This is a genomic window from Ruegeria sp. R8_1 (assembly GCF_017743815.1).
GTDB classification, from domain to species: domain Bacteria; phylum Pseudomonadota; class Alphaproteobacteria; order Rhodobacterales; family Rhodobacteraceae; genus Ruegeria; species Ruegeria lacuscaerulensis_A.
The window spans coordinates 348,906-373,111 of record NZ_JAGHRL010000003.1 but is presented as its reverse complement, the minus strand read 5'-3'; the positions used below and the strand labels follow the sequence as shown (position 1 = coordinate 373,111).

Below are 24,206 nucleotides of genomic sequence, written 5' to 3'. Positions count from 1 at the left end.
GGAGATTCTCTCGGACCGATACTTGACTTCTGTTAGGTGCGAAGGGTTTCGCGCCTTAGCCGTCGGCCTCATCCATCAGGCCACGCACCCAACGACCCGCCAGCCAACTTGCGGGCACGCCCAACGGCACCGACCAGATCAGCGCTGTCACCGGGGGAATAATCGCAAAACCAAGGGTATGGGCAATCAACCCGGCCAGAAACAGGTTTATGGCCACGGTCAGAGCCGTGGCCGGATAGAGCAGGATGGCCAGTTTCCAGACCGACCATTTGCCTTCAGTGGCTGGTGCCTTCCGAGAAGGTGATTTTGTTCCAGACATTGTACTTCCCAGACGGTTTGCGCATCGGCAGGCGGCGGACCTCTTCCAGCGTCTGCGCGTCATAGACGATCACCGCGCCGTCATCCTCCCAGATCGACACCAGCGCGTGACGGCCATCCTTGGTGAACTCCACGTGGGCCACGGTTTTCCCCGGCGCAGGGCGCAAGGTTTTGACGATCTCAAGGCTCTGCTTGTCGATCACATGCATGGCGTCCTTGTTGGGACCAAAGAAGACATCGGCCCAGACATACGGTGAATTTTCATGGCTGCGCATGAAAAAACCTGGCCCTTCGGTCTTTATCCGCTTGACCGTTTCCCAGCTTTCCATGTCGATCACCGACACCGTGCCATCGGTCAGATGCGGCGTCGCCATCACGGTCGTGTCGCCATGTTTCCAGGTGATCCCCGAGCCCAGATGCGGCATCCCTGGCAAGTCCAGATCGGCAATCTTATGACCGATCACCAGATCAATCACCTGCCCGCCTTTGCCATCGCGCGAGGCGCCCATGACGTATTCATAGCTCTGGTCGAAAAAGAAATCGTCCAGATAGTCGGGCGTGGTGATCTTGCGTACCGGGAAGGGATCGGGGTTCTTGAACTGGCCTTCGATGCGGAAATCATGGCCCAGCCCGAATTGTGGAGGGTTGGCGCCATAGAAGACCTCCCAAATCTCGGGCACGTCCTTCAGAGCCAGCACAAAGCTTTCACGCGGAGGAGCTTGATAGACGGCCGAGACACGGCTGGGCACGCCTTTCTTGCTTTTGACCTCGATGACCTTGGCGACTGACAGATCTTCGGTCGACAGCAAGGTCAGGGAATTCGGCAGGTAATTCGCCACGGCCACCCATTTGCCATCGCCTGACATGGCGATGTTGCGGCTGTTCAGGCCCGCGCGCACGCGCCCCACCTGTTGCAGCGCCCAGATGTCGTATTTCTGAACCCAACCATCGCGGGACATGATGAACACATAGCGCCCATCTGGGCTGAACTTCGGGCCGCCATGCACTGCAAAAGGCGTTTCGAACCGGTCCAGAACCTCGAACGTATCGCCGTCCAACACGCTGACATGGTGATCGCCGGTTTCAACCGCCAGCGTGATGTTCATTGGGTCACTGTCCCAGACCGGGGCATCGACGGGCACATAGTCCTCGTCCAATGTGCGGCTGTCCATGATATCGGCCTCACCCCATTCGGGATTGGTTTCCAGCGGCGATTTCAGCCATCCGGCCAGTTCTTCGATCTGCAGGGTGTCCAGCTCATGCGCAAAAGCGGGCATCTGCGTGGCGGTGCGGCCTTCGGCAATCACGGCGGCGACGCGGGGGCCGCGCATCCGTTTCAGCGTCTCGGGGATCAGCGCGGGGCCAACGCCGCCCAACCGGTTTTCACCATGGCACGAGGCGCAGTATTCCGCGTAATCCGAAGGCGCGTCGGCCCATGAGGTGCCCGCAAGGAGCAGTGCGCACAGCGCGCTGATTTTCAGAGTGTCAGAAGAATTGATGCGCCGGATCATGACTTTTCCCCCGGAACGGCGTGACCTGCAGGCGCTCGCCCGCGTCTTCGACGCCGATTTCTTGATTTGACAGATAACAGGCCGGGTCCTCGGCCCATGGATCGCCCGTCAACTGCAGTGCGCGGATGCGGGTGTTTCCACCGCAGACATCCTTCAGTTGGCACGCCCCGCAACGCCCTTTCAGGGGGCGCGGGCGGGTGCGCAGCAACGCCAGCATCGGATCATCGCTGGTCCACAGTTCGGAAAACGGTTTGGTTTTCACATTGCCGACCGTGTAATCAGACCAATAGGTATCAGGATGCACGCGGCCCAGATTGTCGATATTCGCCACGCCCAACCCGCTGGAGTTTCCGCCCCAGGCCGCCAGATGATCGCGCACATGCGCCGCCTTTTCTGCGTCGAAATGGGCGCGCACCCAGTTCAGGAAATACCCGGCATCGGCATCATTGTTGCCGGTCACGATGTCCAGCGGGCGGCCACCCGAGGCCGCTTCCCACGCGCGTTCCAGTAGCAAATCCAGACCGGTGCGGGTGCGCAGATGCTCGGCATCCTCGCCCCGGTTCTTGTCACCGCGCCCGGCATAGACAAGGTGGGACAAGTAGAATTTGTCCACGCCTTCGTCGTCGCACAATTGCAGCAGGTCGGGCAGGTGATGCTGGGTGCCTTCGGTCAGGCAGAACCGCAGGCCCACCTTGATGCCGCGTTTCTTGCATTCACGCACGCCGCGCAGGGCGTCTGCAAAGGCACCTTCGACGCCCCGGAACCAGTCATTAGTGGCCCCGATCCCGTCCAGCGAGATGCCCACATAGTTGAACCCCACATCTGCGATCATGTCGGCGGTCTCGTCATGAATCCGCGTGCCATTCGTGGACAGCGCCAGCATCGGCACCAGATCGCGGGCGCGTTTGGCGATGTCGAAGAAATCGAACCGGTCCAGCGGCTCCCCACCCGAGAGGATCAGGGCCGGGACGCGAAACTGACCCAGATCCTCAAGGGTGACCATGGCTTGCTCATGGCTGAGCTCACCGGGGAAGGCCACATCCGCCGAGACGGTGTAGCAATGGCGGCATTTCAGATTGCAGCGCCGGGTCAGGTTCCAGATCACCACGGGTTTCACTGGCCCGGGGCGGCGTTTGCGCACCGGGGTCGGCTTGACCAGCTGATGCATGTATTCGGTCAGGCGGAACATATCTCAGCCTTTCGTTTTCAGGCGCAGCCCGGTTTTTTTCAGGATGCGCGTGGAATAGAGGATGTCCTGCGCCCGACAGGCATCGCCAAGGATGGCCGCGATTTTGGCGCGTTTTTCCTCGACCTCGGTGGGGTCGGTGCCGTGGACCATGGCGAACAGGTTATAGGGCCATTCGGGCAGGGCGCGGGGGCGTTCATAGCAATGGGTCACAAAGGGCAGCAGACCGATCTGGGTGCCTATCTCGGTCACTTGGTCATCTTCCACATCCCAGACGGTCATCCCGTTCGAGGTCATACCCAGTTTGTAGTGGTTGGGGGCCGCCGCAATCCGTCGGATCACGCCGCGTGCTTTCAGTTCGGCCAGCCGGAACAGCAAGGCGTCTTCATCCAGTCCCAGCCCCTCGGCCACCTGCCGATAAGGCGCGGGGACAAGAGGCAGGCCGCCTTGCAGCGCCTCGATAATCTCTCGGTCTTTTGCGTCGATCATGCTGCTACCCGGAAGCCGATGAAGAATTCCTGCAATTTGGGGAAACGGAGAACCTTGATCCCCGTTTCCCGTTCTATCGCATCAGCACTGGCCTCGATCCCCTCGGGCGTTTCGGTGGCCAGCACGAACCACATGTTCAGCTGGTGCGTGCGCTCATAATTATGGGCAACTTCGGGATGTGCATTGACTTTGGTCAGGACGGTTTCGAAATCCTGCGGAGGGACGGCCATTGCGCACAGGCAAAAGGCCCCGCCCATTGCGGCGGCGTCGAAGAAGGGGCCGAAGCGGGTGATCACGCGATCCTCTTTCATGCGGGTCAGACGGCCCAGAAGGTCGGATTCCGCGATCCCCAACTCCTCGGCAATCGCTGCGTAGGGGTGCGATACCAAGGGCAGGTCGTCCTGCATCCGGTTCAGGATCGCGCGGTCGGTGTCGTCCAGATTCATGCGGCCACCTCTTTCGGTTGGATCAGCGCGCCGGTCTGTTTGAAACACCGTATCGAGAACAGCACCTTGTGTTGGGCTCCTGCCAGCTCGGGCAGGGCGGTAGCTCCGGCCAGGACCTCCATCGCCTCGGGGCGCGAACGGGCGTGGATCATAGAATAGAGGCGATAGGGCCAGACACCTTCGACCGGGTTGCGCTCATAACACAGTGTCACGCCGGGATGGGCAGCCAGCGCCGGGCCGGCGGTGCCGACCTGATCGGCGGGCATGTCCCAGACCACCATCGCATTGGCGGACCAGCCCAAAGCGCGGTGGCGCACGATGACACCCAGGCGCGAGATGATCCCGGCCTGGTGCAATGCCTCGATCCGCTCCATCACATCGACTGTGCTGCGACTCAGGGACCGGGCCAGCGCGGCATAGGGCTCCGCAACCAGCGACAGCCCGGAACTGAGCGCCTGCAACAAGGGCCGGTCGCCGTCCTGCATGGCGGAACAATCCACTTTGCGGGGGCCGGGAACATTGCGCGCCTCCCCGGACATCCGAAAGCCCAAATCAACGTTGAACGGGCGGACCAGCCGCAGATCCAGAACGCGCAATCCGGTGCGACGGCTGATCCGAGCGAGCGTGTCGTTGACATGCGCCCGGTCCGGGCCGGTGGCCACGAACCAAAGATTCCAGTCATCCTCGCGCTGGTAATTGTGGTTCACACCGGGTTCCGCGTCGATCAGGGCGGCGACCTCTTCCAGACGCGACTCAGGAGCGGCAACGGCAGCCAGGGTACTGGCAGATACCGCGCCGGGTGCGATGGTTGCGCCGACCCGCGTGATACGTCCGGTCTTGCGCATGCGCGCCAGACGGTCGAGCACTTCGGCCTCATCAAGTCCCAACAAGAAGCCCAGCACCTGAAACGGACGATCTGTGACAGGGAAATCGCGCTGGAACTCATCCAGCAGGCGGCGATCGATGGGGTCGGTTATATGGTCCATCTGTCAAAGTCCCGTCCGATGCGCGCGGGCGGTAAAGAAGATGCCCGAGGGGCTGTCGGCCTCGATCTCGCGCAGTTTCTCGAAGCTTTGCGTGTCGTAGACCATGACCTTGTTGGCATCGCGTACGCTGATCCAGACCTCATGCCCGCGCGGTGTGAACTCCATATGCAGCACGGCAGGGCCCGGTTTGAATTCGTGGATGATCTTTTTGCTGACGGAATCGATCACCTGGATCGTGTCGTTCAGCGGGTGGGCAAAGTTCACCCAGACCTGCCGCCCGTCGGGACGTGCCATGGCAAAGACCGGCTGGCCGTGGGTCTGGGTGCGCCCGGTCTCAGACAGGGTGTTCGCGTCGATCCACAGAACCTCGTGATGTCCAACGGCGGGCAGCACAAATTCGCGTCCCGTCAGCGCCCAGCCTTCCAGATGGGGCATCTTGTAGACTGGCATCTCCTCTTGCCCGCGTCCGTAGTTGGGCAGCACACGGATCGGTTCCGGTGTCTCAGACCACAGGTCCAGCGCGGTTAAGCCGTCCTCGCCAAAGAGGCCGGTGATATAGGTGCGGCCATTGGCGGTGATCAGCGCGTCATAGGGGTTCTTGCCCATGTCGGGGATTTTGGTGATCTCGGGGTCACCCTTAGAGAAATCGGCAATCCAGGTCTCGCCCGTGTCCCACATGGTGAACACGAACCGGCGGCCCGGCGCGTCGACCAGACCTATGGTTTTGCTGTCGGTGGGAATGTCGGCGACCATCTCAAGCGTGTCCGCGTCAAAGACCCGCACGCCGCCGGGTTCATAGTTCGAGACGGCGACCAGTTTACCGTCATCCGAGATCGCGCCGCCGATGGCATTGCCCGCCTGCACCACGCGGTTCACGATCTGGCGGGTGACGATGTCGACTTTGGTCAGCCCTCCGTCACGGCCAAAGACAAAAGCAAAGCGTTCGTCAGGCGAATAGACCAGCGAGGCATGGGACAGGTCACCCAGCCCTTCAATCCGCGCCAGCGCGGCGCGGTCGGACTGATCCACCAGCAGGACCGAGCCCTTGGCCCGTTCGATCACAAGGCCCAGATCGCCGGTCGCGGTCGGTTCGGCCTGTGCGGTGGTAATCAACAGGGTTGCGGCAAGGGTAAGGATGAGGTGTTTCATTGGTCCTCCTGTTGCAGCAGGTAGCGGGCGATCCATTCGGCCTCTTCATCGGTGATCAGGGCTCGCCACGGGGGCATTGCGGTATCGGGAATGCCATCGAGGATGACGCTGGTCAGAACGTCTAAATCGTAGTGTTCAAGGGTTTCCGGACGGAGGTCGGAACCAAGCCCGCCTTTCAGAGTCAATCCGTGGCATGATCCGCAGTCTTGGTGGACAAGGCGTTTCAAGGCGGCAGGGTCCAGCGTGTCGGCGGCAAAGGCTGTGGTCGCCACAAGCACGGCGCTTGTTAGGAAAGTGCGCGCGGTCCAACCCTTGATTGGGCCTCGGCGGGACGGAGCCAAGCTAGCCATGTACTTGCTCCAACAGTTCAGCCACAGGCCGTTCCGCATAAAGCGACACCACCTTGCCAATGATGAACAACGTTGGCGCTTTCAGATCAGCGTCACGCACGTCGGCGGCCAACTGGTCCAACCGCGAAACCAGTCGGCGTTCATCCGGCGTAGTGGCTTTGCCCACGGCCAGAACTGGCGTTGACCCGAGCAGGTTCTCGGTCATCAGCCCCATGGCAATTTGGCCGATATTGGCAACGCCCATATAGACCACAAGCGTCGAGTCCGGGTCGGCCAGACGCTTCCAGTCAAGATCCAGCACCTTGTCGGCCTGCCGGTGCCCGGTGACATATTGCACCGAGGTCGCCAGCCCGCGATGGGTCAGCGGCACGCCGGTGGAACTGGACGCGCCCTGTGCCGCTGTGATTCCCGGCGCGTATTCGACCGATATGCCGTGGGCGATAAGGTAGGCGGCCTCTTCTGAGCCACGCCCAAAGATCATCGGATCGCCGCCCTTTAGGCGCGCAACCGTGTGACCGGCGCGGGCTTCGTTAACAAGGATGTCATTGATACGGTCCTGCGGCACCGTATGGCATTTGGGTGCCTTGCCCACGGGGATCAGTCGCGCGCCATCCGCGTGCAGGTTCAAAATATCGGCCGAGACAAGACGGTCATACACAACCACATCCGCCTCTTGCAGCATCCGTAGCGCGCGCAGGGTCATCAGTTCGGGGTCACCGGGGCCAGCGCCTATCAGAAAAACCTTACCGCTCATGTGCAAACTCGCTTGGTCTGAATGTGGTCGAAACCCGGATTTGCACTGCGTGTCTGGGACGTTGCTGGGCAGGCCGGGCGTGTCATGCGCCAAACTTCCCGCATTCTGATCCGCCTTGCCTTGACTAAAGTTAAGGAGCGCGGGATTCGCGCCCGCGCTCCTTCATCTTGCCTGTATGTTTGCCTCGGCTCAGGGTTCGACGGTGATCATTCCGATCATGTTCTGCGTTTCCCAATGCGGTCCGCACAGATATTCCTGCGGGCCGGGTGTGAGGAAGGTCAGATCAACCGATTCCTCGGGGAAAAGCCGGTCGCTTTCAGGTTCGCTGCCATCCTTCAGCAAGACTGAATGGCTGGTGCGTTTGTCGACGTTCACCCAGCGCACCGTAGTGCCGGGTTTGACGCTCAGTTCGACTGGGCAAAAGGTGTATTTGTACATCAACACCACCTCGGCATCCTCGACCGCGGATGAGGGCTGGCCGAACAGCTCGACATAACGGTCCTCGGCCTCGGCGCACAGGTCGGCGGTGTCATCGGCCCATGCGGGCCCTGCCAGCACCAGCAGCGCGGGAAGAAGGTGTTGGGGTTTCATCGTCCAAATCTCCTCTTCTTGGGGGACGGGGCCGGATCACCCGGCCCCTGTCTTCTACTGTTTGACCACGTTGATGAACGCGCTGTCATCGTCCAGTGCCAGGCTGGTATCCAGCGTCACGTGGTGGAACCGGGCGGCGGCAAAGTCATCGTGGATGGCAAAGCCGACCGTATAGGTCTTGCCTGCTTCCAGCGGCACATCACCGGCCGCGCCCGAGTTCAGCGGACGGGTGAAGACCACCGCCCACATACCCGCGTCCAGGCTGGCCGAGGCAGCAATCTCGCCATCATTGACCACGCGCTGTTCCAGCAGGTAGCCGTTGGTGGCGCTGCCATCGGCATAGACGCGCATCAGGTCCAGATAAGTGCCATCGGCCAGATACTGCTCGATCTGCTCAGCCGCGTGCAGCTTGTCCCAACCACCCAGCGGCTTGCCCCGGCGGCCTTTGGTGTCGACCTCGGTGCGGCTTTCACTGAGGTATTTGGTCACCGTATCCTGCGCGGTCATGCGATTGGAGAAGTCACCATTGGCCGCAATCGCATCTGCACCCGGATCAAAGGGCATGTAAGTGTTGTCGGCGTGGCACGAGGCCCAGCAACCTACCTGATCGCCCATTTCGATACCCGTGCCGGTGATCATCATGGCCACTTTGATCTGGTTGTCCGGGTCCATCTTGCCACCGTCGACAAACGGCGCAGGGTTGTGGCCCGCATCCGGCCATTGCAGACGGATATACAGGTTCTCGTCATCATGGGCCGCCTGCACGGTCGCGTCGATCACACCGCGTTTGCCGGGGATTGGTGTCGGTTCAAGCTCGCCGCCTGCGACGATCTTGTTGCCGATCGTATCCAACTCGGCGGCGTGACAGGTCGTGCATTTGTCGCCACCTTTGGTCAGGGGCCGCGCACCGCCATGTGACCGACCATTCTGAACCCATTCAAACGAGGCCTGTCCGGGGTAGAACAGTTTCATGTCGGCACTGGCGACGGCGTTCCAGTCGATATTGGCGCCGACATCGCTGCCTCCCCCGGCGGGCGCTGTGGCCTCTTCACCAGCGGCTTTGGCGCGTTCCTCGGCCACAGCTGCATCTACAGCTGCCGCGATCTGGGCCTGCACCGCCTTTTGCTGCGCAACACGTGCTGCTTTTTCAGCCTCAGCCTCTGCGGCTTCTTTGGCTTCGATCCGTTCGAGGCTGGCCAGATATTCGGCCGGAATTTCGCGGATGAATGCAGGATTCGGCGCTTCGAGTTGTTCCAGATATTCCTCATCCGCCCGATCACGAGCGTCCGAGTGGGCAATCCCCTTGTGGCAGTCGATACAGGTCTGACCAACAGTCATCGCGTTCAGGTGCTGCTGCCGTGCGCGGGGTTTCTGGAACTCGGGCATCATCGATTCGAAATCATGACAGTTGCGACACTCGCGCGAGTCGGTGGCCTTCATCCGCTCCCATTCGTTCATTGCCAGATGCACGCGCTTGGCTTCGAATTTCTCGCGCGTGTTGATGGTGCCGACCATCTTGCCATACAGCTCTTTGGACGCCTTGATCTTGCGGATCATCTTATGCGTCCAGTCCTTGGGTACGTGGCAATCGGAACAGACCGCGCCAACGCCGGATCGGTTCACGTCATGGATCGTGCCGGTGTATTCCTCATAGACGAAATCGCGCATTTCGTGGCACGAAACGCAAAATTCCTTGGTGTTGGTGGCTTCCATGGCGGTGTTGAACCCGCCCCAGAAGATGATGCCGCCGGCAAAGGCCGCGGCGATGCCGGCCACGGGCATTCCCCACAGGAAATACCGGCGCCAGATTGGTGGTTTCTTATCCGGTTCCGAGGTCATATCGGGCTCCGTTTGCTTGACTGGCCTGGCGTGTCAGGCCCGAGCGTTGGCTAAGGGGGGAAACAGGAAAAGGGCGGGCGAGGGGCCCGCCCTTTCCAGTGTTGGTGGCAACCGCGTCAGGTGACGTGGTTCGACCGGTTGTAGACGTTGAACTTGCCGGTCGGCGCGAACAGACCTTTCACGCGGCCGATCTCTTCCAGCGTCTTGGCGTCGAAGATCACGATCTCACCGTTGGGCTCTTTCGAGGTCGAGCGGTTCCACTTGGAAACCCAAACCTCAGAGCCGTCCTGGTTGAACTCGAAGTGGACGGCGACATTACCTTCCTCCTCGGTGATCTGGATCGTTTTCACGATCTCACCAGTTGCCTTGTCGATGACCTGCACCGATTGCTGCACTTCAGGCTCGGGGTGCTTGGTCTGATCGGCCCAGATGTAGTCCGATTCCGGGTGGGTCCGGATGAACAGACCGGGTCCGTCAGTTTCGACCTCATAGCAGGTCTGCCATGCCTGATCCGGGTGGCCTTCGGGGTCGTTGCCCCAAACGGTTACGGTGCCTTCGCCCAAGTGGGTCGTACCTGCAACCGGGCCGCAATTCGGGTCATCCCAGTTGGCGCCCGGGCCGGGGTGCGGCAGCGGAGCGGTGTCGATCATGGCTTCCAGCTTGTGGGTCTCGGTGTCGACCACAACCATTTTGTTCGACGCGTTTGCGGCGATCTGGAAGTAGCGGCCCGAGGGGTCGAAGAACCCGTCATGCAGGAACTTGGCGCTGTCGATCTTGTCGATCCGCAAGTTGTCCAGGTCGGTATAATCCACCTGCCACAACTGACCCAGTTCCTTGACGGCGACGATCCATGTGGGCTCGTTCGGGGTGGTGTAGATGGCGGCCACGCGGCTTTCTTCCACATAGTCCCCGTCCACGTTTACACCGCGGGTCGAAACGACCTTTTTGGGTTCCATGGTTTCGGCGTCGACAATAGCGAAATGCGGCGGCCAATAGGCCCCACCAATGACGTATTTACCGTCACCCGAAACAGCTACGTCGCGGGCGTCATACCCAATGGTCACCTCGGCAACCAACATGTTTTCAGGCTTTTGCCACAGGTCGATCTTGGTCATCTTGCCGTCGCGGCCCATCGTGTACCAGAAGCGACCCGGGTTTTCCGGCTCTTCCAGTTTGTGATGTTCGGACGCTTTGAGAACGTGTACCGCATAACCTGTGGGGATATGGGTCAGCACCTCTTTGGTGTCGCCGTCAATCACGGCCACTTTGCCCACGTCACGTTCGATGACGACGAAGAAGTTTTCCCAGTTGCGGCCATGCAGCGGCTCGGACGGGTAATCTTCAGGTTCGACATAGACCTTGCGGGTCGCCATCATCTGCTCAAGCGACATCTCGGGGGGCTTGGGCGGCTCCATCTGGATATAGGTCGCCATATCGCGGATCTCGTCCTCGGTCATCACGTCCGAGAAGTTATTCATCCCGCCTTCGGTCCCCCAGGCGATGATTTTTTCAAGCCGCTCCTGACCCAGTTTCAGGGTGCCGGATTCGGTTATTGTGCCATCGGCATTCTTTGTTTCGACCAACGGCTCAAGGCTTTTGCCCGTCGCCCCTTTGCGCAGCACGCCGTGGCAACCGGCGCAGCGTTCAAAGTATAATTGTTTGGAAGATTCGAAGGCTTCTTTGCTTAGGGTTGGCTCTTCTGCAAAGGCAGGTGCAGCGACGCTGCCCAGCAGCATTGCCAAACCGACCCCAAAAGCGCGACCGGTTTTAGTGTAGCTGATTCCAAGTGACATGATCACTCTCCGTTTGCTGGTGAGGCAGGACCGAGGGTGAAACATTGCCGCCTGTCGATCCTTGACGAAAGTCAACAGGGGGCGGCGATTTGTCAGAAGCATCCAAGAAGCACAAGAAAACCTGCAATAAAATCTGATCCTTACGTGCATGTTTTCTGTGTTTTGACTTTGGTTAAGCCGCCCGGGAATGCCCCTTGGTAGGATTGCGAAAACTGCCAAGGAGAGCAGCCATGCCCGCAATCATCACCCGTGTTTTTGGTGAGGGGTTTCGTGTTTTCTTTCTTTCCGCCGGGTTGTACGGCCTGTTTGTGGGCCTTGTCTGGGGACTGTGGCTCAGCGTGCCTTACCTCGCTCCTGACTACGCTATGACGCCGCCCATGTGGCACGCGCATGAGATGATTTTCGGCTATGCCACCGCAGCCCTTGGCGGGTTCTTCCTGACCGCCGTGCCGAATTGGACCGGCGCGCCTGATGCGCGCGCGCGGTTTATTACCCTGGCCGCTGGGCTGTGGCTGGCTGGACGTATGGCGATGTGGTTTTCGGGGCAGCTCTCGCCGGTTCTGGTGGCGGTGGTGGATCTGGCTTTTGTGCCGATTCTGGCCGCCAAGATTGCGACTCAGCTGGTGCGGCGGCCCAAACCGCAGAACATGATCTTTCTGTTGCTTCTGGTGCTGATCTGGGTGTCCGACCTGTTGACCCATCTGGAATGGATCGGGCTGACCGGTGACACGCTTGGGCTTGGGCTGCGCGCCGGGCTGCTGACCCTATGCGCCATGATTGCCATTCTGGGCGGTCGGATCACCCCAGCCTTTACCCGCAACGCCATGAAACGTGCAGGCTTGTCTGAGGGCGACTGGCCGGTCTCGGTCCCTGCGCTGGACAAGGCGGGGATGGGGTTGGCACTGGCGCTGCCGCTCAGCGCGCTGGTCTTTGGTATCGGTCCGGTTCCGGCTGTGGTGGCCGTGTTGCTGGGCGCTGTTCAGGTGCTGCGCATGGCGCGGTGGCGCACCCGCTGGACGCTGCGCCAACCGATTCTTCTGGCGCTGCATCTGGGGCTGGGCATGTTGGCGCTGGGTCTGATTCTGTGGGGTCTGGCCGAGCTTGGTCTGGGCAATGAGGTCGCCGCGCTGCACGTGCTGGGGATCGGCTGTGTCGGGGGTATGACCTTGGCCGTCATGAGTCGCGCCGCACTGGGTCACAGCGGGCGCGAGCTGGTCGCGCCGGGGCCGATGGTGGTGGCTTATGGGCTGATGGCCGTAGCCGCGCTGACCCGCTGGGTCGGTACTGACCTGAACGCCGGCTATGTGGTGGCGATGCTGTTGTCGGACGGGTTGTGGGTTGCGGCTTTTGCCCTGTATTTGTTGGCGATGTGGCCCGCGTTGACAGGCCCCCGCGCGCCCCGATCCGCGTAAAATCCCGCAGGCTTGACTTTCGTTAAGGAGCCGGGCCTGCCCAATCGTCATTCTGCCCATACTAGCTAATCTGCGCAAAGGAGAGCGCAATGCGAGAAGTCATGACCAAGAGCATGGCTCGCAATATATTCTATGGCGGGTCCCTGTTCTTTATCCTCATCTTTCTGGCTTTGTCGGCCCATTCCCACCTGTATATCCTACGGTCGGAAAACACCGCCAAGCTGGATGAAAGCGTGGTCCGGGGCAAACATGTCTGGGAAAAACACGCCTGTATCAACTGTCATACGATCCTGGGCGAGGGCGCGTACTATGCCCCCGAAGTGGGCAATGTAATGACCCGTTGGGGCGTGCTGGACGACCCGGAATCGGCCTTTGAGTCCCTCAAGGGCTGGATGGAGGCGCAGCCGACCGGCATTCCCGGTCGTCGACAGATGCCCAATTTCAACCTCAGCGACGAAGAAATCCGCGACCTGACCAACTTCCTGATCTGGACGGATAATATCGACGCTCAGGACTGGCCGCCCAACGAGGCGGGCTGAGAAGGGAACCGGAACAATGAAATATGAATCCCAAAAAGTAGCCTACGCGTATTTCGCATTTGCAATGGGCCTGTTCGCGATCCAGGTGATCGGCGGCCTTCTGGCCGGTCTGATCTATGTGTTCCCGAACTTTCTATCCGACCTGCTGCCGTTCAACATCGTGCGGATGCTGCACACCAACGCCCTGATCGTCTGGTTGATCACCGGCTTTTTTGGTGCGGCGTACTTTCTGATCCCCGAAGAGGCCGAGCGCGAAATTCATTCACCCACGCTGGCCTACGCGCAACTGGCGATACTGATCCTCGGCACGCTGGGCGTAGTGCTGACCTATACGTTCAACCTGTTCGAAGGAAACTGGCTACTGGGTAAAGAGGGGCGGGAGTTCCTTGAGCAACCCAAATGGGTCAAGGCCGGCATCGTCGTGGCCGCGCTGATCTTCCTTTACAACGTGTCGATGACCGTTCTGAAGGGCAAGAAAACCGCGATTACCAACATCCTTCTGTTGGGTCTGTGGGGTCTGGCGCTGCTGTTCCTGTTTGCCTTCTACAACCCCGGCAACCTGTCCCTGGACAAGCAATACTGGTGGTATGTCGTACACCTTTGGGTCGAAGGCGTGTGGGAGCTGATCATGGCCTCGATCCTGGCCTATCTGATGCTCAAGTTGACAGGCGTGGACCGTGAGATCGTCGAGAAATGGCTCTATGTCATCGTTGCCGCCGCGCTGTTCTCGGGCATCCTTGGAACAGGGCACCACTACTACTGGATCGGTACACCCGGTTACTGGCAGTGGATAGGGTCGATCTTCTCGAGCCTCGAAGTGATCCCGTTCTTCGCGATGATGGCCTTCGCCTTCGTCATGGTCTGGAAAGGCCGCCGGGACCATCCCAACAAGGCCGCGCTGCTGTGGTCGCTGGGCTGTGCCACATTGGCCTTTTTCGGTGCCGGTGTCTGGGGCTTCCTGCATACGCTGCACGGGGTGAACTACTATACCCACGGCACGCAAATCACCGCGGCCCATGGTCATCTGGCCTTCTACGGTGCCTATGTCTGCCTCAATCTGGCGATCTTCAGCTATGCGATGCCGATCCTGAAAAACCGTGATCCGTATAATCAGGTGATGAACATGGCCTCTTTCTGGCTGATGTCCTCAGGCATGGTCTTCATGACCTTCGTCCTGACCTTCGGTGGTACCGTGCAAACACACATGCAGCGGGTGATTGGCGACTACTTCATGGACGTACAGGACCAGATTGCAATCTTCTACTGGATGCGTCTGGGCTCTGGTGTGGTGGTTGTCCTTGGAGCACTGCTGTTCATCTACTCTGTCTGGGTTCCCCGGAAAGAGATCATTGAACCCGGCGCAGCCGAAACCCCTGCGGAGTGATGGATATGGATGGCTCCATGAAACTGAACGAGGGGGCGGCAAACGCCCCCTTCTACCTGCCCCAAGGCGATGAATGCGACGTCTTCTGCGCTGCGTACAACAACGACCTGCCGGTTCTTCTGAAAGGCCCGACAGGCTGCGGCAAAACCCGCTTTGTGGCTCATATGGCCGCCAAGCTTGACCGCCCGCTTTATACCGTGGCCTGCCATGATGACTTGGCCGCTGCCGACCTGATCGGGCGCTACCTGCTGAAGGGCGGCGAAACCGTCTGGGTTGATGGCCCTCTGACCCGCGCGGTGCGCGAAGGGGCGATCTGCTACCTTGATGAGGTGGTCGAAGCCCGCAAAGACGTGACCGTCGTGCTGCACCCGCTGACCGACGACCGGCGCATCCTGCCGATCGACCGCACTGGCGAAGAGCTTGAGGCCGCGCCTGGTTTCATGTTGGTCGCATCCTATAACCCCGGATACCAGAATATCCTGAAAACCCTGAAACCCTCGACCCGGCAGCGGTTTATTTCGCTGGAGTTCGACTTCCCGTCGCCTGAAATGGAGGCCGAAGTTGTCGCAAAGGAAAGTGGCCTGCCGCTGGAACGCTGCAAGCCACTGATTCGGCTGGCGAACAAGTTGCGCGGGCTCAAGGGTCAGGACCTTGAGGAAGGCGTCTCCACCCGTCTGGTTGTCTATGCCGCGACGCTGATCGCACAGGGCATGTCCACCGACCGCGCCATCCTTGCCGCTATGGTTGAACCTCTGACGGATGATGAGGACATCAAACGCGGGCTCCTCGATCTTGTCACGGCTGTCTTTGGGTGAGGCCGGCCGATGGTCAGGATCGATTTTGAGCCATGGGAACCCGAAGAAACGATCGGGAAACTGTGGCACACCCTTGCCAGCCGCCTCGATGCACCTTTGGTGCATGATGGAGCCGCGGTCGACCTTTCTGAGGTCGCGGGGCGGCTGGCCGTCCTCTTCCGAGGACTTGGGGGTAGCCCGGGCGTTGAATTGCGTCCGGTCTCACCCGAGATTTCACGCCACCGCCTAAGCTGGCGTCGCAAACTGGCGACCGAGGCCGAGCTGATGCCGCGCGCCTCGTTCGACGGTGAAGTACTGCGCCTGCCCGACCGGTTGGCGGTCTATCCGCTGCGCGAGGCCAATGGCGCGCTTTATGTCTGGCTGGCCGCCGCAGCGGCCCATGCCGGAACCCGCACGGACGAAACCGACCCGCTACGGGCTGATTTGCGCGCGTTGGCTGCGGCCCGGCAGATGGTCAGGGACACCCTTGAAGACGCCCCCGGCCTGCGCCCGCTATATGCCGAACTGTGCAAGGGCCTGCTGCATCAACGCAACGTCCCCGATCTGCCCCCCGCCGAGGCGGCGGTTGAAAGCATCATCCGCAACATGCTGGGTGATCCCCATCCGCTGTCCGACCGGGCCCGTGCGTATCTGGTCCTTCAGGCTGAGGCCCCGCGCGGCTATCAACCCTTTCGCCCCGTTCCCCTGTGGCCGGACCTGCGCGCGGTTGGATTTTCCGAACATAACGAGGTCGAAAACCCCGATACTGAAGGTGAACCCGAGGAATCCGGCGAAAAAACCCACCGCGCTCGCCGTCGTAAATCGGATCAGGCCGAGCGCAGCGACAGTTTCATCCTGCACAAGTTCGAAGCGATCCTGAGCTGGGCCGAGTTCCTGAATATCAACCGCCGCATCGACGATGACGACCCCGACAACGCAAAGAAAGCTGCCGACGATCAGGAAGAGATCGGGTTGGGCCAGATATCCAAAGCCCCACCCACCAAACTGAAACTGCATCTCGACCTCGCACCTGAAGACGTGAACCGCGAGCGTCTGTCTGGCCGCATCCTCTATCCCGAATGGGATGTGCGCACCGGTCAGTACCTGCCCGATCACGTGAACGTATTACTCTCCGATGCCGAGATCCGCGAAGATGCCGCCGAATTTGGTAAAGACCCCGCCACCGCCCGCCGCATCCGTGCTGTCAAACGCCAGTTCGAGGCCCTGCGCCCGGGCCGCGTTATGACGCGGGGCCATCTGGATGGCGATCAGCTGGATATCGAAGCTGCCGTGCGTGCTGAGGTCGACCGCCTCGCTAGCGGTGAAGGCAATGAGCGTATCTGGATGCAGTCCCGTCCCGAGGCACGCGATCTGGCGGTCTCGATCCTGCTGGATGTCAGCCGCTCTACCGAAAGCGCCGTCACGGGCCGCGCAGTGATCGACATCGAACGCGAGGCGCTGACCGCCCTGGCGTGGGGGCTGAACGCTTGCGGAGACGATTTCGCCATTCATGCCTTCAGTTCGCTAAAACGCCAGCGTGTTTATGTACAGAGGTGCAAACGGTTTGATGAACCGATGGGCACGCTGGTTGAACAACGTATCGCCTCGCTGCGCCCCGGCCACTATACGCGGTTGGGGGCAGCGGTCCGCCATTGCTCGGCCGATCTGGCGGCGCAATTGCGCAAACGGCGGTTGCTGCTGGTGATCACCGATGGCAAGCCCAACGATCTGGACCACTATGAAGGCCGCCACGGGATCGAAGACACCCGCCAGGCCGTGCACGAGGCGCGCCGCGCCGGGCAATCGGTCTTTGGCGTCACGATCGACAAAACCGGCAAAAGCTGGTTCCCGCGCATGTTCGGGCAGGGGGGCTTTGCCGTCATCCCCGACCCGCATCGCCTGACCATGGCGCTGCCGCAGATCTACCGCCAACTGGTCGGAGCATGAGCGACAGCGCGTTGATCGACGACCTTCCGGGCGAGTTGCTGATTTGGGTGCTGATCGTCTCGGAACTGCTGGTCTTCGGCGCGGGGCTGATCGCCTTCATGGGCGTGCGCCTGACCGATCCAGCGGGCTTTGCCGAGGCGCAGTCGCATCTGCACCGCACGGGTGCCGCGCTGAATACGGGGGTTCTGGTAACATCGGGCTATCTGGCGGCGATGGCGTTGCATTGGCGACAGACAACGCGCCAGGATGCTGCGCGATTGGCACTGATCGGGGCGGCGATGCTGGGCGTCGTGTTCCTGATCATCAAAGGGGCCGAATATGCCGACAAGGCCGCGCAGGGGATCAGTTTCGAGACCCATCCGTTTTTCTTGTTCTACTATCTGCTGACCGGCTTTCACGCGGCACATGTGCTGGCCGGCGTGCTGATCCTGTTGCTGGTCGCGTGGCGCTATGACCCGCGAAACATCGAAGCAGGCGCGCAATTCTGGCATATGGTCGATCTGGTCTGGATCATGCTGTTTCCGGTGATCTACCTGCTGGGATGAAGGGGTCGCACGGATATCACCTGACGCGCGCATGGCTTGCTCTGCTGGCGTTCAGCCTCGGGTCTGCGGCCCTGACAGCGCTGCATCTGCCTGCGGCGGTTTTGGGCGCGGGTATCCTGCTGCTGGCGCTGATCAAGGCCCGCGTGATCCTGGCGCATTATTTGGATCTGACGCACAGCCCCGCGTGGTTGCGTGGCTTCACCGCTGTGTTTACCGCGTTTTCGGTTCTGATCTTTGCGCTTTACCTGATCTGACATCAGAAAAAGCCGCCCCGCAGGACGGCCCTTTCCAAGCGAGGGGCGCTTTGGATTACTGTGCCGCCATCGGCATCCGCGCGATCTGGCAACGCTGCCACAGGGCGGACAGCGCGCCGACCAGATGATCGATATCCGCATCCGTATGCACGGGCGAGGGCGTGATCCGCAAACGCTCGGTGCCTTTGGGAACAGTGGGATAGTTGATCGGCTGGATATAGATGCCGAACTCCTCCAACAGCGTGTCCGAGATGAACTTGCATTTCACCGGGTCACCCACCATCACCGGAATGATGTGGCTGGGGTTGGGCAGATGCGGGATACCTTCGGCGTCCAGCCGCGCCCGGACCTGCGAGACGCGGGCTTTTTGCAGGTTGCGTTCCAAACTCGACTGTTTCAGATGCCGGATCGAGGCCGCAGCCCCTGCCGCAATCGACGGGGGCAGGGCGGTGGTAAAGATGAAGCCGCTGGCAAAGCTGCGGACGAAATCGCACAGCGCGGCGGATGCTGCGATATAGCCGCCCACCACACCAAACGCCTTGCCCAGAGTGCCCTCGATCACGGTCAGGCGGTCCATCAGGCCTTCGCGCTCGGCGATGCCGCCACCACGGGGGCCGTAAAGGCCAACGGCGTGGACCTCATCCAAATAGGTCATCGCACCGTATTTATCGGCCAGATCGCAGATCTCTTTGATGGGCGCGATATCGCCGTCCATCGAGTAGACGGATTCAAAGGCAATCAGCTTGGGGGCGTGGGGATCGGCTGCGGCCAGCTTGGCCTCAAGATCTTTTAGGTCGTTATGTTTCCAAATCACCTTCTGCGCCCGTGAGTGGCGGATGCCTTCGATCATCGAGGCATGGTTCAACGCATCAGAGAAAACAATCAGACCAGGGATTTTTGCAGCCAGCGTCCCCAACGCCGCCCAGTTCGAAACATAACCCGAGGTGAACAAAAGCGCTGCCTCTTTGCCATGCAGATCGGCTAGTTCCGCCTCAAGTAATACGTGGTCATGGGTAGTACCCGAGATATTTCGCGTACCACCTGCGCCCGCGCCGCAGCGATCCAGCGCGTCGTGCATGGCGGTGATAACCGCAGGATGCTGACCCATGCCCAAGTAATCGTTGGAACACCAGATCCGCACGTTGCGCTGGGTTGATCCGTCCGTCTGGCGCGCGTTCGGGAATGACCCACAGCGGCGTTGCAAGTCTATGAAAACGCGGTAGTTACCCTCGTTCCGAAGATCATCAAGGCTCTGAGTGAAGAATCGCTCGTAATCCATCTGACGGGCTCCCGATATTACTGGCTTTGGACCAAAGATAGGTCAGGCGCACGTGTCACGACATGACTATTGTCAAGTTAACCCGGTATCATAAGTTTGACGCGGCCGCTTCAGATTGACATAGCTTAAGAACAGTATCGGCAGGTCTTGGGTTTTAGGCTGCAGAAAATGATATCGGGGGAGTTTTCGTGCCACATCAAGCACAAAAGGCAATCGCGCGTCAGTCGCTTTTGCTGCGCAGTTTTCCGGATCAGCACGTCGAAACGCTGCTGAGCCACGCGATATGGCGGCAGTACGATCGGGGCGAGACAATTTTTTTGCAGGAAGAAACCGCAAAAGCCGTTCATGTCGTCATAGCCGGTTGGGTCAAGCTTTTCCGCATGACGCCTAACGGTGCCGAGGCCGTCGTCAGCGTTTTCAAACGCGGTGACAGTTTCGGCGAGGCGGTGGCGTTGCGAAACGTACCATACCCCGTTTCAGCCGAAGCCGTGTCAAACTGTGAAGTGATGCATATTCCCAGCCCGGTCCTGATCTCGTTGATGAAAGAGGACCCTGAAATCGGAATTTCCATCCTGGCGTCCACATTTACGCACCTGCATTCGTTGGTCGCTCAGCTCGAACAGCTCAAGGCTCAAACTGGCGCACAGCGGGTCGCTGAGTTCTTGTTGAATCTTTGCGACAGCGATGAGGGTGGTTGCGAGGTGTCACTGCCATATGACAAGATGCTGATCGCCGGTCGTTTGGGAATGAAGCCCGAGAGCCTGAGCCGCGCGTTTTCAAGGCTTAAAAAGGTTGGGGTGCAGATAGATCGAAGCCACGCTGAAATTTCGGACATCGACGCGCTTCGCAGATATGTTGAGGACGAGCCTCAAGGCGGAAATCAGAGGTAAGCTAAATTATGTTAAATTATTGGTCATTTTTGATCACTGGACGAGGCCAACGAATACCGATCCTGAACGTCCGTAACAAACGCAACCAAAGTAATTTCCAGACCATCGCTTAGACTCTTTAGCGTGGCCAAACTTGGTTGATGCTTTCGACTTTCCAACAGCGAGATGTATCGAATGCTAACCCCTGCGCGATGCGCGAGTTCTTCCTGAGAAAGACCGGCAGATGTCCGAGCCGCTCTAGGGTCAGGATTCATAACCAGTAGGTGTTGATGGTGTTGCGCCATTGATCGCGGTGCTTTTCGTTTTTGAATGCATCCAGTTTTGCCGCGAGGCATCTCTTGGTTGCTTCGGCAAAAGACAACCCTCGCCTTTGGGGCATGACGAGTGCTTTTTTGCAGACTTACGTTCTTCTACAGGGCCAATCCCTCGTCTGATTTGATCCTTCGCTTCCCGGCACGTTCTCTTGCTTGGGATAATGAAGTATCAGGATAGCCGCCTAAGCCAATTTCTCGTCTTTTACCTGCTACAGATACACGTAGAAGCCATGTACGTCCGCCATTGGGGGTGATTTGCATCAAGAGGCCTGACACTCCTCCCACTGCGACGGTGGAGTTTCCGGCGCTGCCCAGATGCTTCAATCTCTTCACATCAAGCGCAGACAGTTCTTTCGCTACTTTTGGCACACATACCTCTCACCTTACCCGCCAAAAGTACTGATATCAGTTGCGACAAGGTGCAATGGGTTGCAGCGGGAAGTCCATGAAATATATTTATTATCAATAGGTTGGGGAATTACTTGACGTACGATGCGTCGACAAAATGGCTGTCTTCGTCTCCGCCATCAACACAGAATGCGTGTGCTCTTCCGCCTATTTTTATGGTTTCTTGTGCATCGAGTTGATCACAACACGACATTCCAACCCGCCCAGCGCCTTTGAACTGCCCAGATCCAGCTTGGCTCCGTATGCATTGAGCAAATCGACCGCAATCGCCAACCCCAGTCCCGTACCAGCGACAGAGGTGTCTAGTCGCCCGCCTGATCGAAGAGCTTCGCGTCGGTCATCCTCGGGGATACCCGGTCCGTCGTCCTCGATATGAATTTCAATACTGTTCCTTTTGGCCATCGCCGAAACACGCACAGTTTGACGACACCATTTGACAGCGTTGTCCATCAAGTTACCCAGGACTTCCTCGATGTCCTGGGGATCCATCCGGACCCAAAGGTTTTTTTGTCGAATGACTTCGAACTCTTTGCCGTCACGTTCGGCCATGCGAGAAAACAGGCGCGACAACCGGTCCACCGAATTGGACAGATCTGCGCGCGAATGGCTAAGTTCGGCTGTGTTCATAGCCCTCATTCGTGCCAATGAACGACTGAGTTGAGCGTCTATCCTGTCCAGTGCTTCCTGCGCGGTGTCGATCGTGGCGCCATGTTCAGCTAGGCTGCTCAATTCATTGCGAAGGATCGCCGTCGGCGTCTTGAGCGCATGCGCGAGGTCGGCAGTTTGTCGACGCGACCCTGATACAATATCCCGATTACGCCTTGAAAGTTTGTTGAGGTCGTCGACCAATGGCGACACCTCATCAGGATAGTCGTCAGGCTTGAGCCCCTCATCCGTGTCCCAGCGATGTGCAACATCCGTACGAAGTTTGCGAAGAGGACCCATGATCGCAGACACCAAAAGCAAAGATCCAGCGACCCCAATCAGGCCGACCAGAGTAAAAACCGGCAGCAGGCTGCGCTGCGCGGCCCGGCGCTCGGCAATGAGCTCGTTGCGACTCTCGGCGACACTGACGCCCCATACGGTTCCGTCCTCGTACGAGATTTCCTGATAGATACTGCGCAGAGCCTCACCTTCAGGGCCGGTTGTGTTCCAGAAGGTTGCAGACGCCGTGGCAGCGACAGGTTCCGCGATGGTTTCATCGAACAGAGAAGCTGAGGTGAATACCTCATCCCCTTCGTTGGTCACCTGCCAATACCGCCCTGAATAAGGTGTGCCATAGGCCGGATCGAACATCAGATCCTGCAATGCATCCGGGTTGTCTGTCGTGACACTTAGCCCGACAACGAGCTGCGTGTGGCGGTCACGCAGATTGGAGTCAAATTGATCCGAAACCCTTGAGTTGATGTAGGATAGAACTGCCAAAGTGCCCACCGCAACCGAGATGGCACCCGTGGCAACGCCGCCCAGCAGGGCTCGTTCCCGTAGTGACAGCATCAGGCGCTGTCGATCATATAGCCGCGCCCGCGTACGGTTTTGATCAGTTCGGGACCCAGCTTTTTTCGAAGACGTGTGATGAAGACAGCGATCGTGTTCGAATCCCGATCACCATCATATTCGTAAATATGCTCGGAAAGCTCGGTGCGCGAGATCAGACGGCCCCGGTTATGCGCCAGATAGGTCAGCACAGCGATTTCCTGTGCAGTCAGATCAACCGGAACATCTTTCGCGGTTACTCGTCCGTTTTTGGTATCCAGTGACACGCCCCCCATCTCGATCAGGGGATTAAGCTGTCCGCTTTGTCGCCGTAGGATCGCACGCACTCTGGCTGCCAGCTCGGGCATATGGAAGGGTTTGGTCATGTAGTCGTCGGCGCCAGCATCCAGACCGTCGACCCGTTCGCTCCAGCCATCCCGTGCAGTAAGGATCAGCACAGGTGTCTTGACGCCGTTCGCGCGCCATTCCCGCAAAACCGAGATACCGTCCCGTTCCGGCAGACCGACGTCCAAAACGATCACGTCGTACGGTTCAGTTGATCCAAGATGAAGCGCCTCAAGCCCATTGTGGGCTACGTCCACAACCCGGCCTTCGGCGTTCAGAAGTTTTTTGACCTGAGCGCAAAGATGCGGCTCATCCTCTGCAAGCAATACTCTCATAGGTGAAAACTACAATGCTTCGGCGAAATGTTCATCGGTTATCTTTCGCGTCCGCCATTTCCGTTGCCGTTGCCGCCGGAGTTACCGCCACCGCTGTTGCCGCCGCCGGAATTGCCATTTCCATTACCGCCGGAGTTGCCGTTGCCACCGGAATTGCCATTACCGTTGCCGCCGGAGTTGCCGTTGCCACCGGAATTGCCATTACCGTTGCCGCCGGAGTTGCCGTTGCCACCGGAATTGCCATTACCGTTGCCGCCAGAGTTGCCGTTGCCACCGGAATTGCCATTACCGTTGCCGCCGGAGTTGCCGTTGCCACCGGAATTGCCATTACCGTTGCCGCCGGAGTTGCCGTTGCCACCGGAATTGCCATTACCGTTGCCCCCGGAGTTGCCGTTGCCGCCGGAATTGCCGTTGCCATTACCACCGGAGTTGCCGTTGCCGTTTCCACCAGCATTGTTGTTTCCGCTGTTGGCCCGGTTTCCAGCTTGGCTTTTGGAATTGGCTGATTTGCCGGTATTCGCCTGAGCCGCTTCGCGTATTTGCCGACCAACGCTAGATCGATTCGACACGACAACGCCGGTTTGGGCATCAACAATAACACTGATAATGCTGCCGTTGGGTTTTTTGACCAGAATCCGGTAGTAGACCTTGTCCGTTTGAAACGCGCGTGCGTCCACAGGAGTGCCGCCAAACACTTTTTCAACGCCGCGAATAACTCTTTTCAACCGAATTGCACTGCCAGTCTTTGTCGCCTGGCGTAACTCGGACTGCTTAAGTTCGCGCGCGTCAGCAAACCCCTCACCAGTCATGAGAAGGGTGGCAAAAAGCGTTACTGCTACAAGCTTTAACATCACGGTCACTGTCTTTGCGAA

At 59.4% G+C, this 24,206-nt stretch carries 25 protein-coding genes; 8 read left to right on the top strand and 17 right to left on the bottom strand.

Annotated elements, in window-relative coordinates; translation table 11 throughout:
- Nucleotides 1-55 precede the first annotated feature (55 nt).
- From J7380_RS09195 to J7380_RS09140, 12 genes are all read right to left on the bottom strand, one after another.
- The gene (locus J7380_RS09195) at nucleotides 56-319 is read right to left on the bottom strand and encodes a hypothetical protein (protein WP_209195455.1); all 264 of its coding nucleotides are present in this window, start codon (nucleotides 317-319) and stop codon (nucleotides 56-58) included.
- Nucleotides 276-1,829, bottom strand: coding sequence for a nitrite reductase (locus tag J7380_RS09190; RefSeq protein WP_247742466.1), 1,554 nt, complete (start codon nucleotides 1,827-1,829; stop codon nucleotides 276-278). The genes J7380_RS09195 and J7380_RS09190 overlap by 44 nt, the downstream gene beginning before the upstream one ends.
- Nucleotides 1,804-3,018, bottom strand: coding sequence for a heme d1 biosynthesis radical SAM protein NirJ (gene nirJ, locus J7380_RS09185; RefSeq protein ID WP_209195454.1), 1,215 nt, complete (start codon nucleotides 3,016-3,018; stop codon nucleotides 1,804-1,806). The genes J7380_RS09190 and nirJ overlap by 26 nt, the downstream gene beginning before the upstream one ends.
- 3 nt (nucleotides 3,019-3,021) lie before the next feature.
- The gene (locus J7380_RS09180) at nucleotides 3,022-3,504 is read right to left on the bottom strand and encodes an AsnC family transcriptional regulator (RefSeq protein ID WP_209195453.1); all 483 of its coding nucleotides are present in this window, start codon (nucleotides 3,502-3,504) and stop codon (nucleotides 3,022-3,024) included.
- Nucleotides 3,501-3,950: an Lrp/AsnC family transcriptional regulator gene (locus tag J7380_RS09175; RefSeq protein ID WP_209195452.1), complete on the bottom strand. Its 450-nt coding sequence runs from the start codon at nucleotides 3,948-3,950 to the stop codon at nucleotides 3,501-3,503. Before J7380_RS09175 ends, J7380_RS09180 begins: the two co-directional genes overlap by 4 nt.
- Nucleotides 3,947-4,936, bottom strand: a complete 990-nt coding sequence (locus J7380_RS09170; RefSeq protein ID WP_209195451.1) for an AsnC family transcriptional regulator — start codon at nucleotides 4,934-4,936, stop codon at nucleotides 3,947-3,949. The genes J7380_RS09175 and J7380_RS09170 overlap by 4 nt, the downstream gene beginning before the upstream one ends.
- A 3-nt stretch (nucleotides 4,937-4,939) precedes the next feature.
- Entirely contained in the window at nucleotides 4,940-6,085 is a 1,146-nt protein-coding gene (locus J7380_RS09165; RefSeq protein ID WP_209195450.1) for a cytochrome D1 domain-containing protein, read from the bottom strand.
- Complete coding sequence (locus tag J7380_RS09160) at nucleotides 6,082-6,435, bottom strand: cytochrome c (RefSeq protein WP_209195449.1); 354 nt, start codon at nucleotides 6,433-6,435, stop codon at nucleotides 6,082-6,084. Before J7380_RS09160 ends, J7380_RS09165 begins: the two co-directional genes overlap by 4 nt.
- Nucleotides 6,428-7,189 (bottom strand): uroporphyrinogen-III C-methyltransferase, encoded by a 762-nt coding sequence (cobA, locus tag J7380_RS09155; RefSeq protein WP_209195448.1) that lies wholly within the window; start codon nucleotides 7,187-7,189, stop codon nucleotides 6,428-6,430. Before cobA ends, J7380_RS09160 begins: the two co-directional genes overlap by 8 nt.
- Nucleotides 7,190-7,378: 189 nt before the next feature.
- A complete protein-coding gene (locus J7380_RS09150) occupies nucleotides 7,379-7,780 on the bottom strand; it encodes a plastocyanin/azurin family copper-binding protein (protein WP_209195447.1) in 402 nt (133 codons plus the stop codon).
- Between the two features lie 54 nt (nucleotides 7,781-7,834).
- Nucleotides 7,835-9,619, bottom strand: a complete 1,785-nt coding sequence (locus J7380_RS09145) for a NapC/NirT family cytochrome c (RefSeq protein WP_209195446.1) — start codon at nucleotides 9,617-9,619, stop codon at nucleotides 7,835-7,837.
- A gap of 116 nt (nucleotides 9,620-9,735) precedes the next feature.
- Entirely contained in the window at nucleotides 9,736-11,412 is a 1,677-nt protein-coding gene (locus tag J7380_RS09140; RefSeq protein WP_209195445.1) for a cytochrome D1 domain-containing protein, read from the bottom strand.
- A 230-nt stretch (nucleotides 11,413-11,642) separates the two neighbouring features.
- On the opposite strand from J7380_RS09140, the gene J7380_RS09135 reads away from it, so the two are divergent.
- The 7 genes from J7380_RS09135 to J7380_RS09105 all read left to right on the top strand — a co-directional run bounded on the left by J7380_RS09135 (nucleotide 11,643) and on the right by J7380_RS09105 (nucleotide 18,287).
- Nucleotides 11,643-12,824 carry an NnrS family protein gene (locus J7380_RS09135; protein ID WP_209195444.1) on the top strand — a complete coding sequence of 394 codons (1,182 nt, stop codon included), beginning with the start codon at nucleotides 11,643-11,645 and terminating at the stop codon, nucleotides 12,822-12,824.
- An 89-nt stretch (nucleotides 12,825-12,913) separates the two neighbouring features.
- A complete protein-coding gene (locus J7380_RS09130; RefSeq protein ID WP_209195443.1) occupies nucleotides 12,914-13,363 on the top strand; it encodes a cytochrome c in 450 nt (149 codons plus the stop codon).
- 16 nt (nucleotides 13,364-13,379) lie between these two features.
- A complete protein-coding gene (locus tag J7380_RS09125) occupies nucleotides 13,380-14,747 on the top strand; it encodes a cbb3-type cytochrome c oxidase subunit I (protein ID WP_209195442.1) in 1,368 nt (455 codons plus the stop codon).
- Nucleotides 14,747-15,562, top strand: coding sequence for a CbbQ/NirQ/NorQ/GpvN family protein (locus tag J7380_RS09120; protein ID WP_209195441.1), 816 nt, complete (start codon nucleotides 14,747-14,749; stop codon nucleotides 15,560-15,562). The genes J7380_RS09125 and J7380_RS09120 overlap by 1 nt, the downstream gene beginning before the upstream one ends.
- Nucleotides 15,563-15,571: 9 nt before the next feature.
- Nucleotides 15,572-17,488, top strand: coding sequence for a nitric oxide reductase D protein (locus J7380_RS09115; RefSeq protein ID WP_209195440.1), 1,917 nt, complete (start codon nucleotides 15,572-15,574; stop codon nucleotides 17,486-17,488).
- The gene (locus tag J7380_RS09110; protein WP_209195439.1) at nucleotides 17,485-18,033 is read left to right on the top strand and encodes a cytochrome c oxidase subunit 3; all 549 of its coding nucleotides are present in this window, start codon (nucleotides 17,485-17,487) and stop codon (nucleotides 18,031-18,033) included. The genes J7380_RS09115 and J7380_RS09110 overlap by 4 nt, the downstream gene beginning before the upstream one ends.
- A complete protein-coding gene (locus tag J7380_RS09105; RefSeq protein WP_209195438.1) occupies nucleotides 18,030-18,287 on the top strand; it encodes a cytochrome C oxidase subunit IV family protein in 258 nt (85 codons plus the stop codon). The genes J7380_RS09110 and J7380_RS09105 overlap by 4 nt, the downstream gene beginning before the upstream one ends.
- Before the next feature lie 55 nt (nucleotides 18,288-18,342).
- Here J7380_RS09105 and hemA read toward each other — a convergent pair whose 3' ends face one another.
- Nucleotides 18,343-19,566, bottom strand: a complete 1,224-nt coding sequence (gene hemA, locus J7380_RS09100; RefSeq protein WP_209195437.1) for a 5-aminolevulinate synthase — start codon at nucleotides 19,564-19,566, stop codon at nucleotides 18,343-18,345.
- A 188-nt stretch (nucleotides 19,567-19,754) separates the two neighbouring features.
- On the opposite strand from hemA, the gene J7380_RS09095 reads away from it, so the two are divergent.
- Nucleotides 19,755-20,456, top strand: coding sequence for a Crp/Fnr family transcriptional regulator (locus J7380_RS09095; protein ID WP_209195436.1), 702 nt, complete (start codon nucleotides 19,755-19,757; stop codon nucleotides 20,454-20,456).
- Nucleotides 20,457-20,479: 23 nt separating this feature from the next.
- Here J7380_RS09095 and J7380_RS09090 read toward each other — a convergent pair whose 3' ends face one another.
- The 4 genes from J7380_RS09090 to J7380_RS09070 all read right to left on the bottom strand — a co-directional run bounded on the left by J7380_RS09090 (nucleotide 20,480) and on the right by J7380_RS09070 (nucleotide 24,185).
- Entirely contained in the window at nucleotides 20,480-20,710 is a 231-nt protein-coding gene (locus J7380_RS09090) for a helix-turn-helix transcriptional regulator (RefSeq protein ID WP_247742493.1), read from the bottom strand.
- Between the two features lie 621 nt (nucleotides 20,711-21,331).
- Nucleotides 21,332-22,675 carry a HAMP domain-containing sensor histidine kinase gene (locus J7380_RS09080; RefSeq protein WP_209195434.1) on the bottom strand — a complete coding sequence of 448 codons (1,344 nt, stop codon included), beginning with the start codon at nucleotides 22,673-22,675 and terminating at the stop codon, nucleotides 21,332-21,334.
- Entirely contained in the window at nucleotides 22,675-23,334 is a 660-nt protein-coding gene (locus J7380_RS09075) for a response regulator transcription factor (protein WP_209195433.1), read from the bottom strand. Before J7380_RS09075 ends, J7380_RS09080 begins: the two co-directional genes overlap by 1 nt.
- A gap of 38 nt (nucleotides 23,335-23,372) precedes the next feature.
- Complete coding sequence (locus tag J7380_RS09070; RefSeq protein WP_209195432.1) at nucleotides 23,373-24,185, bottom strand: hypothetical protein; 813 nt, start codon at nucleotides 24,183-24,185, stop codon at nucleotides 23,373-23,375.
- Nucleotides 24,186-24,206 lie beyond the last annotated feature (21 nt).

Excerpts from the sequence above, each read along its gene's own strand:
- J7380_RS09190 (WP_247742466.1), bottom strand. The coding sequence starts at position 1,829 with ATGATCCGGCGCATCAATTCTTCTGACACTCTGAAAATCAGCGCGCTG.
- J7380_RS09180 (WP_209195453.1), bottom strand. The coding sequence starts at position 3,504 with ATGATCGACGCAAAAGACCGAGAGATTATCGAGGCGCTGCAAGGCGGC.
- J7380_RS09165 (WP_209195450.1), bottom strand. The coding sequence starts at position 6,085 with ATGAAACACCTCATCCTTACCCTTGCCGCAACCCTGTTGATTACCACC.
- J7380_RS09150 (WP_209195447.1), bottom strand. The coding sequence starts at position 7,780 with ATGAAACCCCAACACCTTCTTCCCGCGCTGCTGGTGCTGGCAGGGCCC.
- J7380_RS09110 (WP_209195439.1), top strand. The coding sequence starts at position 17,485 with ATGAGCGACAGCGCGTTGATCGACGACCTTCCGGGCGAGTTGCTGATT.
- J7380_RS09195 (WP_209195455.1), bottom strand. The coding sequence starts at position 319 with ATGTCTGGAACAAAATCACCTTCTCGGAAGGCACCAGCCACTGAAGGC.
- J7380_RS09105 (WP_209195438.1), top strand. The coding sequence starts at position 18,030 with ATGAAGGGGTCGCACGGATATCACCTGACGCGCGCATGGCTTGCTCTG.
- J7380_RS09160 (WP_209195449.1), bottom strand. The coding sequence starts at position 6,435 with ATGGCTAGCTTGGCTCCGTCCCGCCGAGGCCCAATCAAGGGTTGGACC.
- J7380_RS09135 (WP_209195444.1), top strand. The coding sequence starts at position 11,643 with ATGCCCGCAATCATCACCCGTGTTTTTGGTGAGGGGTTTCGTGTTTTC.
- J7380_RS09175 (WP_209195452.1), bottom strand. The coding sequence starts at position 3,950 with ATGAATCTGGACGACACCGACCGCGCGATCCTGAACCGGATGCAGGAC.
- hemA (WP_209195437.1), bottom strand. The coding sequence starts at position 19,566 with ATGGATTACGAGCGATTCTTCACTCAGAGCCTTGATGATCTTCGGAAC.
- J7380_RS09070 (WP_209195432.1), bottom strand. The coding sequence starts at position 24,185 with ATGTTAAAGCTTGTAGCAGTAACGCTTTTTGCCACCCTTCTCATGACT.
- J7380_RS09170 (WP_209195451.1), bottom strand. The coding sequence starts at position 4,936 with ATGGACCATATAACCGACCCCATCGATCGCCGCCTGCTGGATGAGTTC.
- J7380_RS09125 (WP_209195442.1), top strand. The coding sequence starts at position 13,380 with ATGAAATATGAATCCCAAAAAGTAGCCTACGCGTATTTCGCATTTGCA.
- J7380_RS09090 (WP_247742493.1), bottom strand. The coding sequence starts at position 20,710 with ATGAATCCTGACCCTAGAGCGGCTCGGACATCTGCCGGTCTTTCTCAG.
- J7380_RS09080 (WP_209195434.1), bottom strand. The coding sequence starts at position 22,675 with ATGCTGTCACTACGGGAACGAGCCCTGCTGGGCGGCGTTGCCACGGGT.
- J7380_RS09130 (WP_209195443.1), top strand. The coding sequence starts at position 12,914 with ATGCGAGAAGTCATGACCAAGAGCATGGCTCGCAATATATTCTATGGC.
- J7380_RS09140 (WP_209195445.1), bottom strand. The coding sequence starts at position 11,412 with ATGTCACTTGGAATCAGCTACACTAAAACCGGTCGCGCTTTTGGGGTC.
- nirJ (WP_209195454.1), bottom strand. The coding sequence starts at position 3,018 with ATGTTCCGCCTGACCGAATACATGCATCAGCTGGTCAAGCCGACCCCG.
- J7380_RS09075 (WP_209195433.1), bottom strand. The coding sequence starts at position 23,334 with ATGAGAGTATTGCTTGCAGAGGATGAGCCGCATCTTTGCGCTCAGGTC.
- J7380_RS09115 (WP_209195440.1), top strand. The coding sequence starts at position 15,572 with ATGGTCAGGATCGATTTTGAGCCATGGGAACCCGAAGAAACGATCGGG.
- J7380_RS09145 (WP_209195446.1), bottom strand. The coding sequence starts at position 9,619 with ATGACCTCGGAACCGGATAAGAAACCACCAATCTGGCGCCGGTATTTC.
- J7380_RS09120 (WP_209195441.1), top strand. The coding sequence starts at position 14,747 with ATGGATATGGATGGCTCCATGAAACTGAACGAGGGGGCGGCAAACGCC.
- cobA (WP_209195448.1), bottom strand. The coding sequence starts at position 7,189 with ATGAGCGGTAAGGTTTTTCTGATAGGCGCTGGCCCCGGTGACCCCGAA.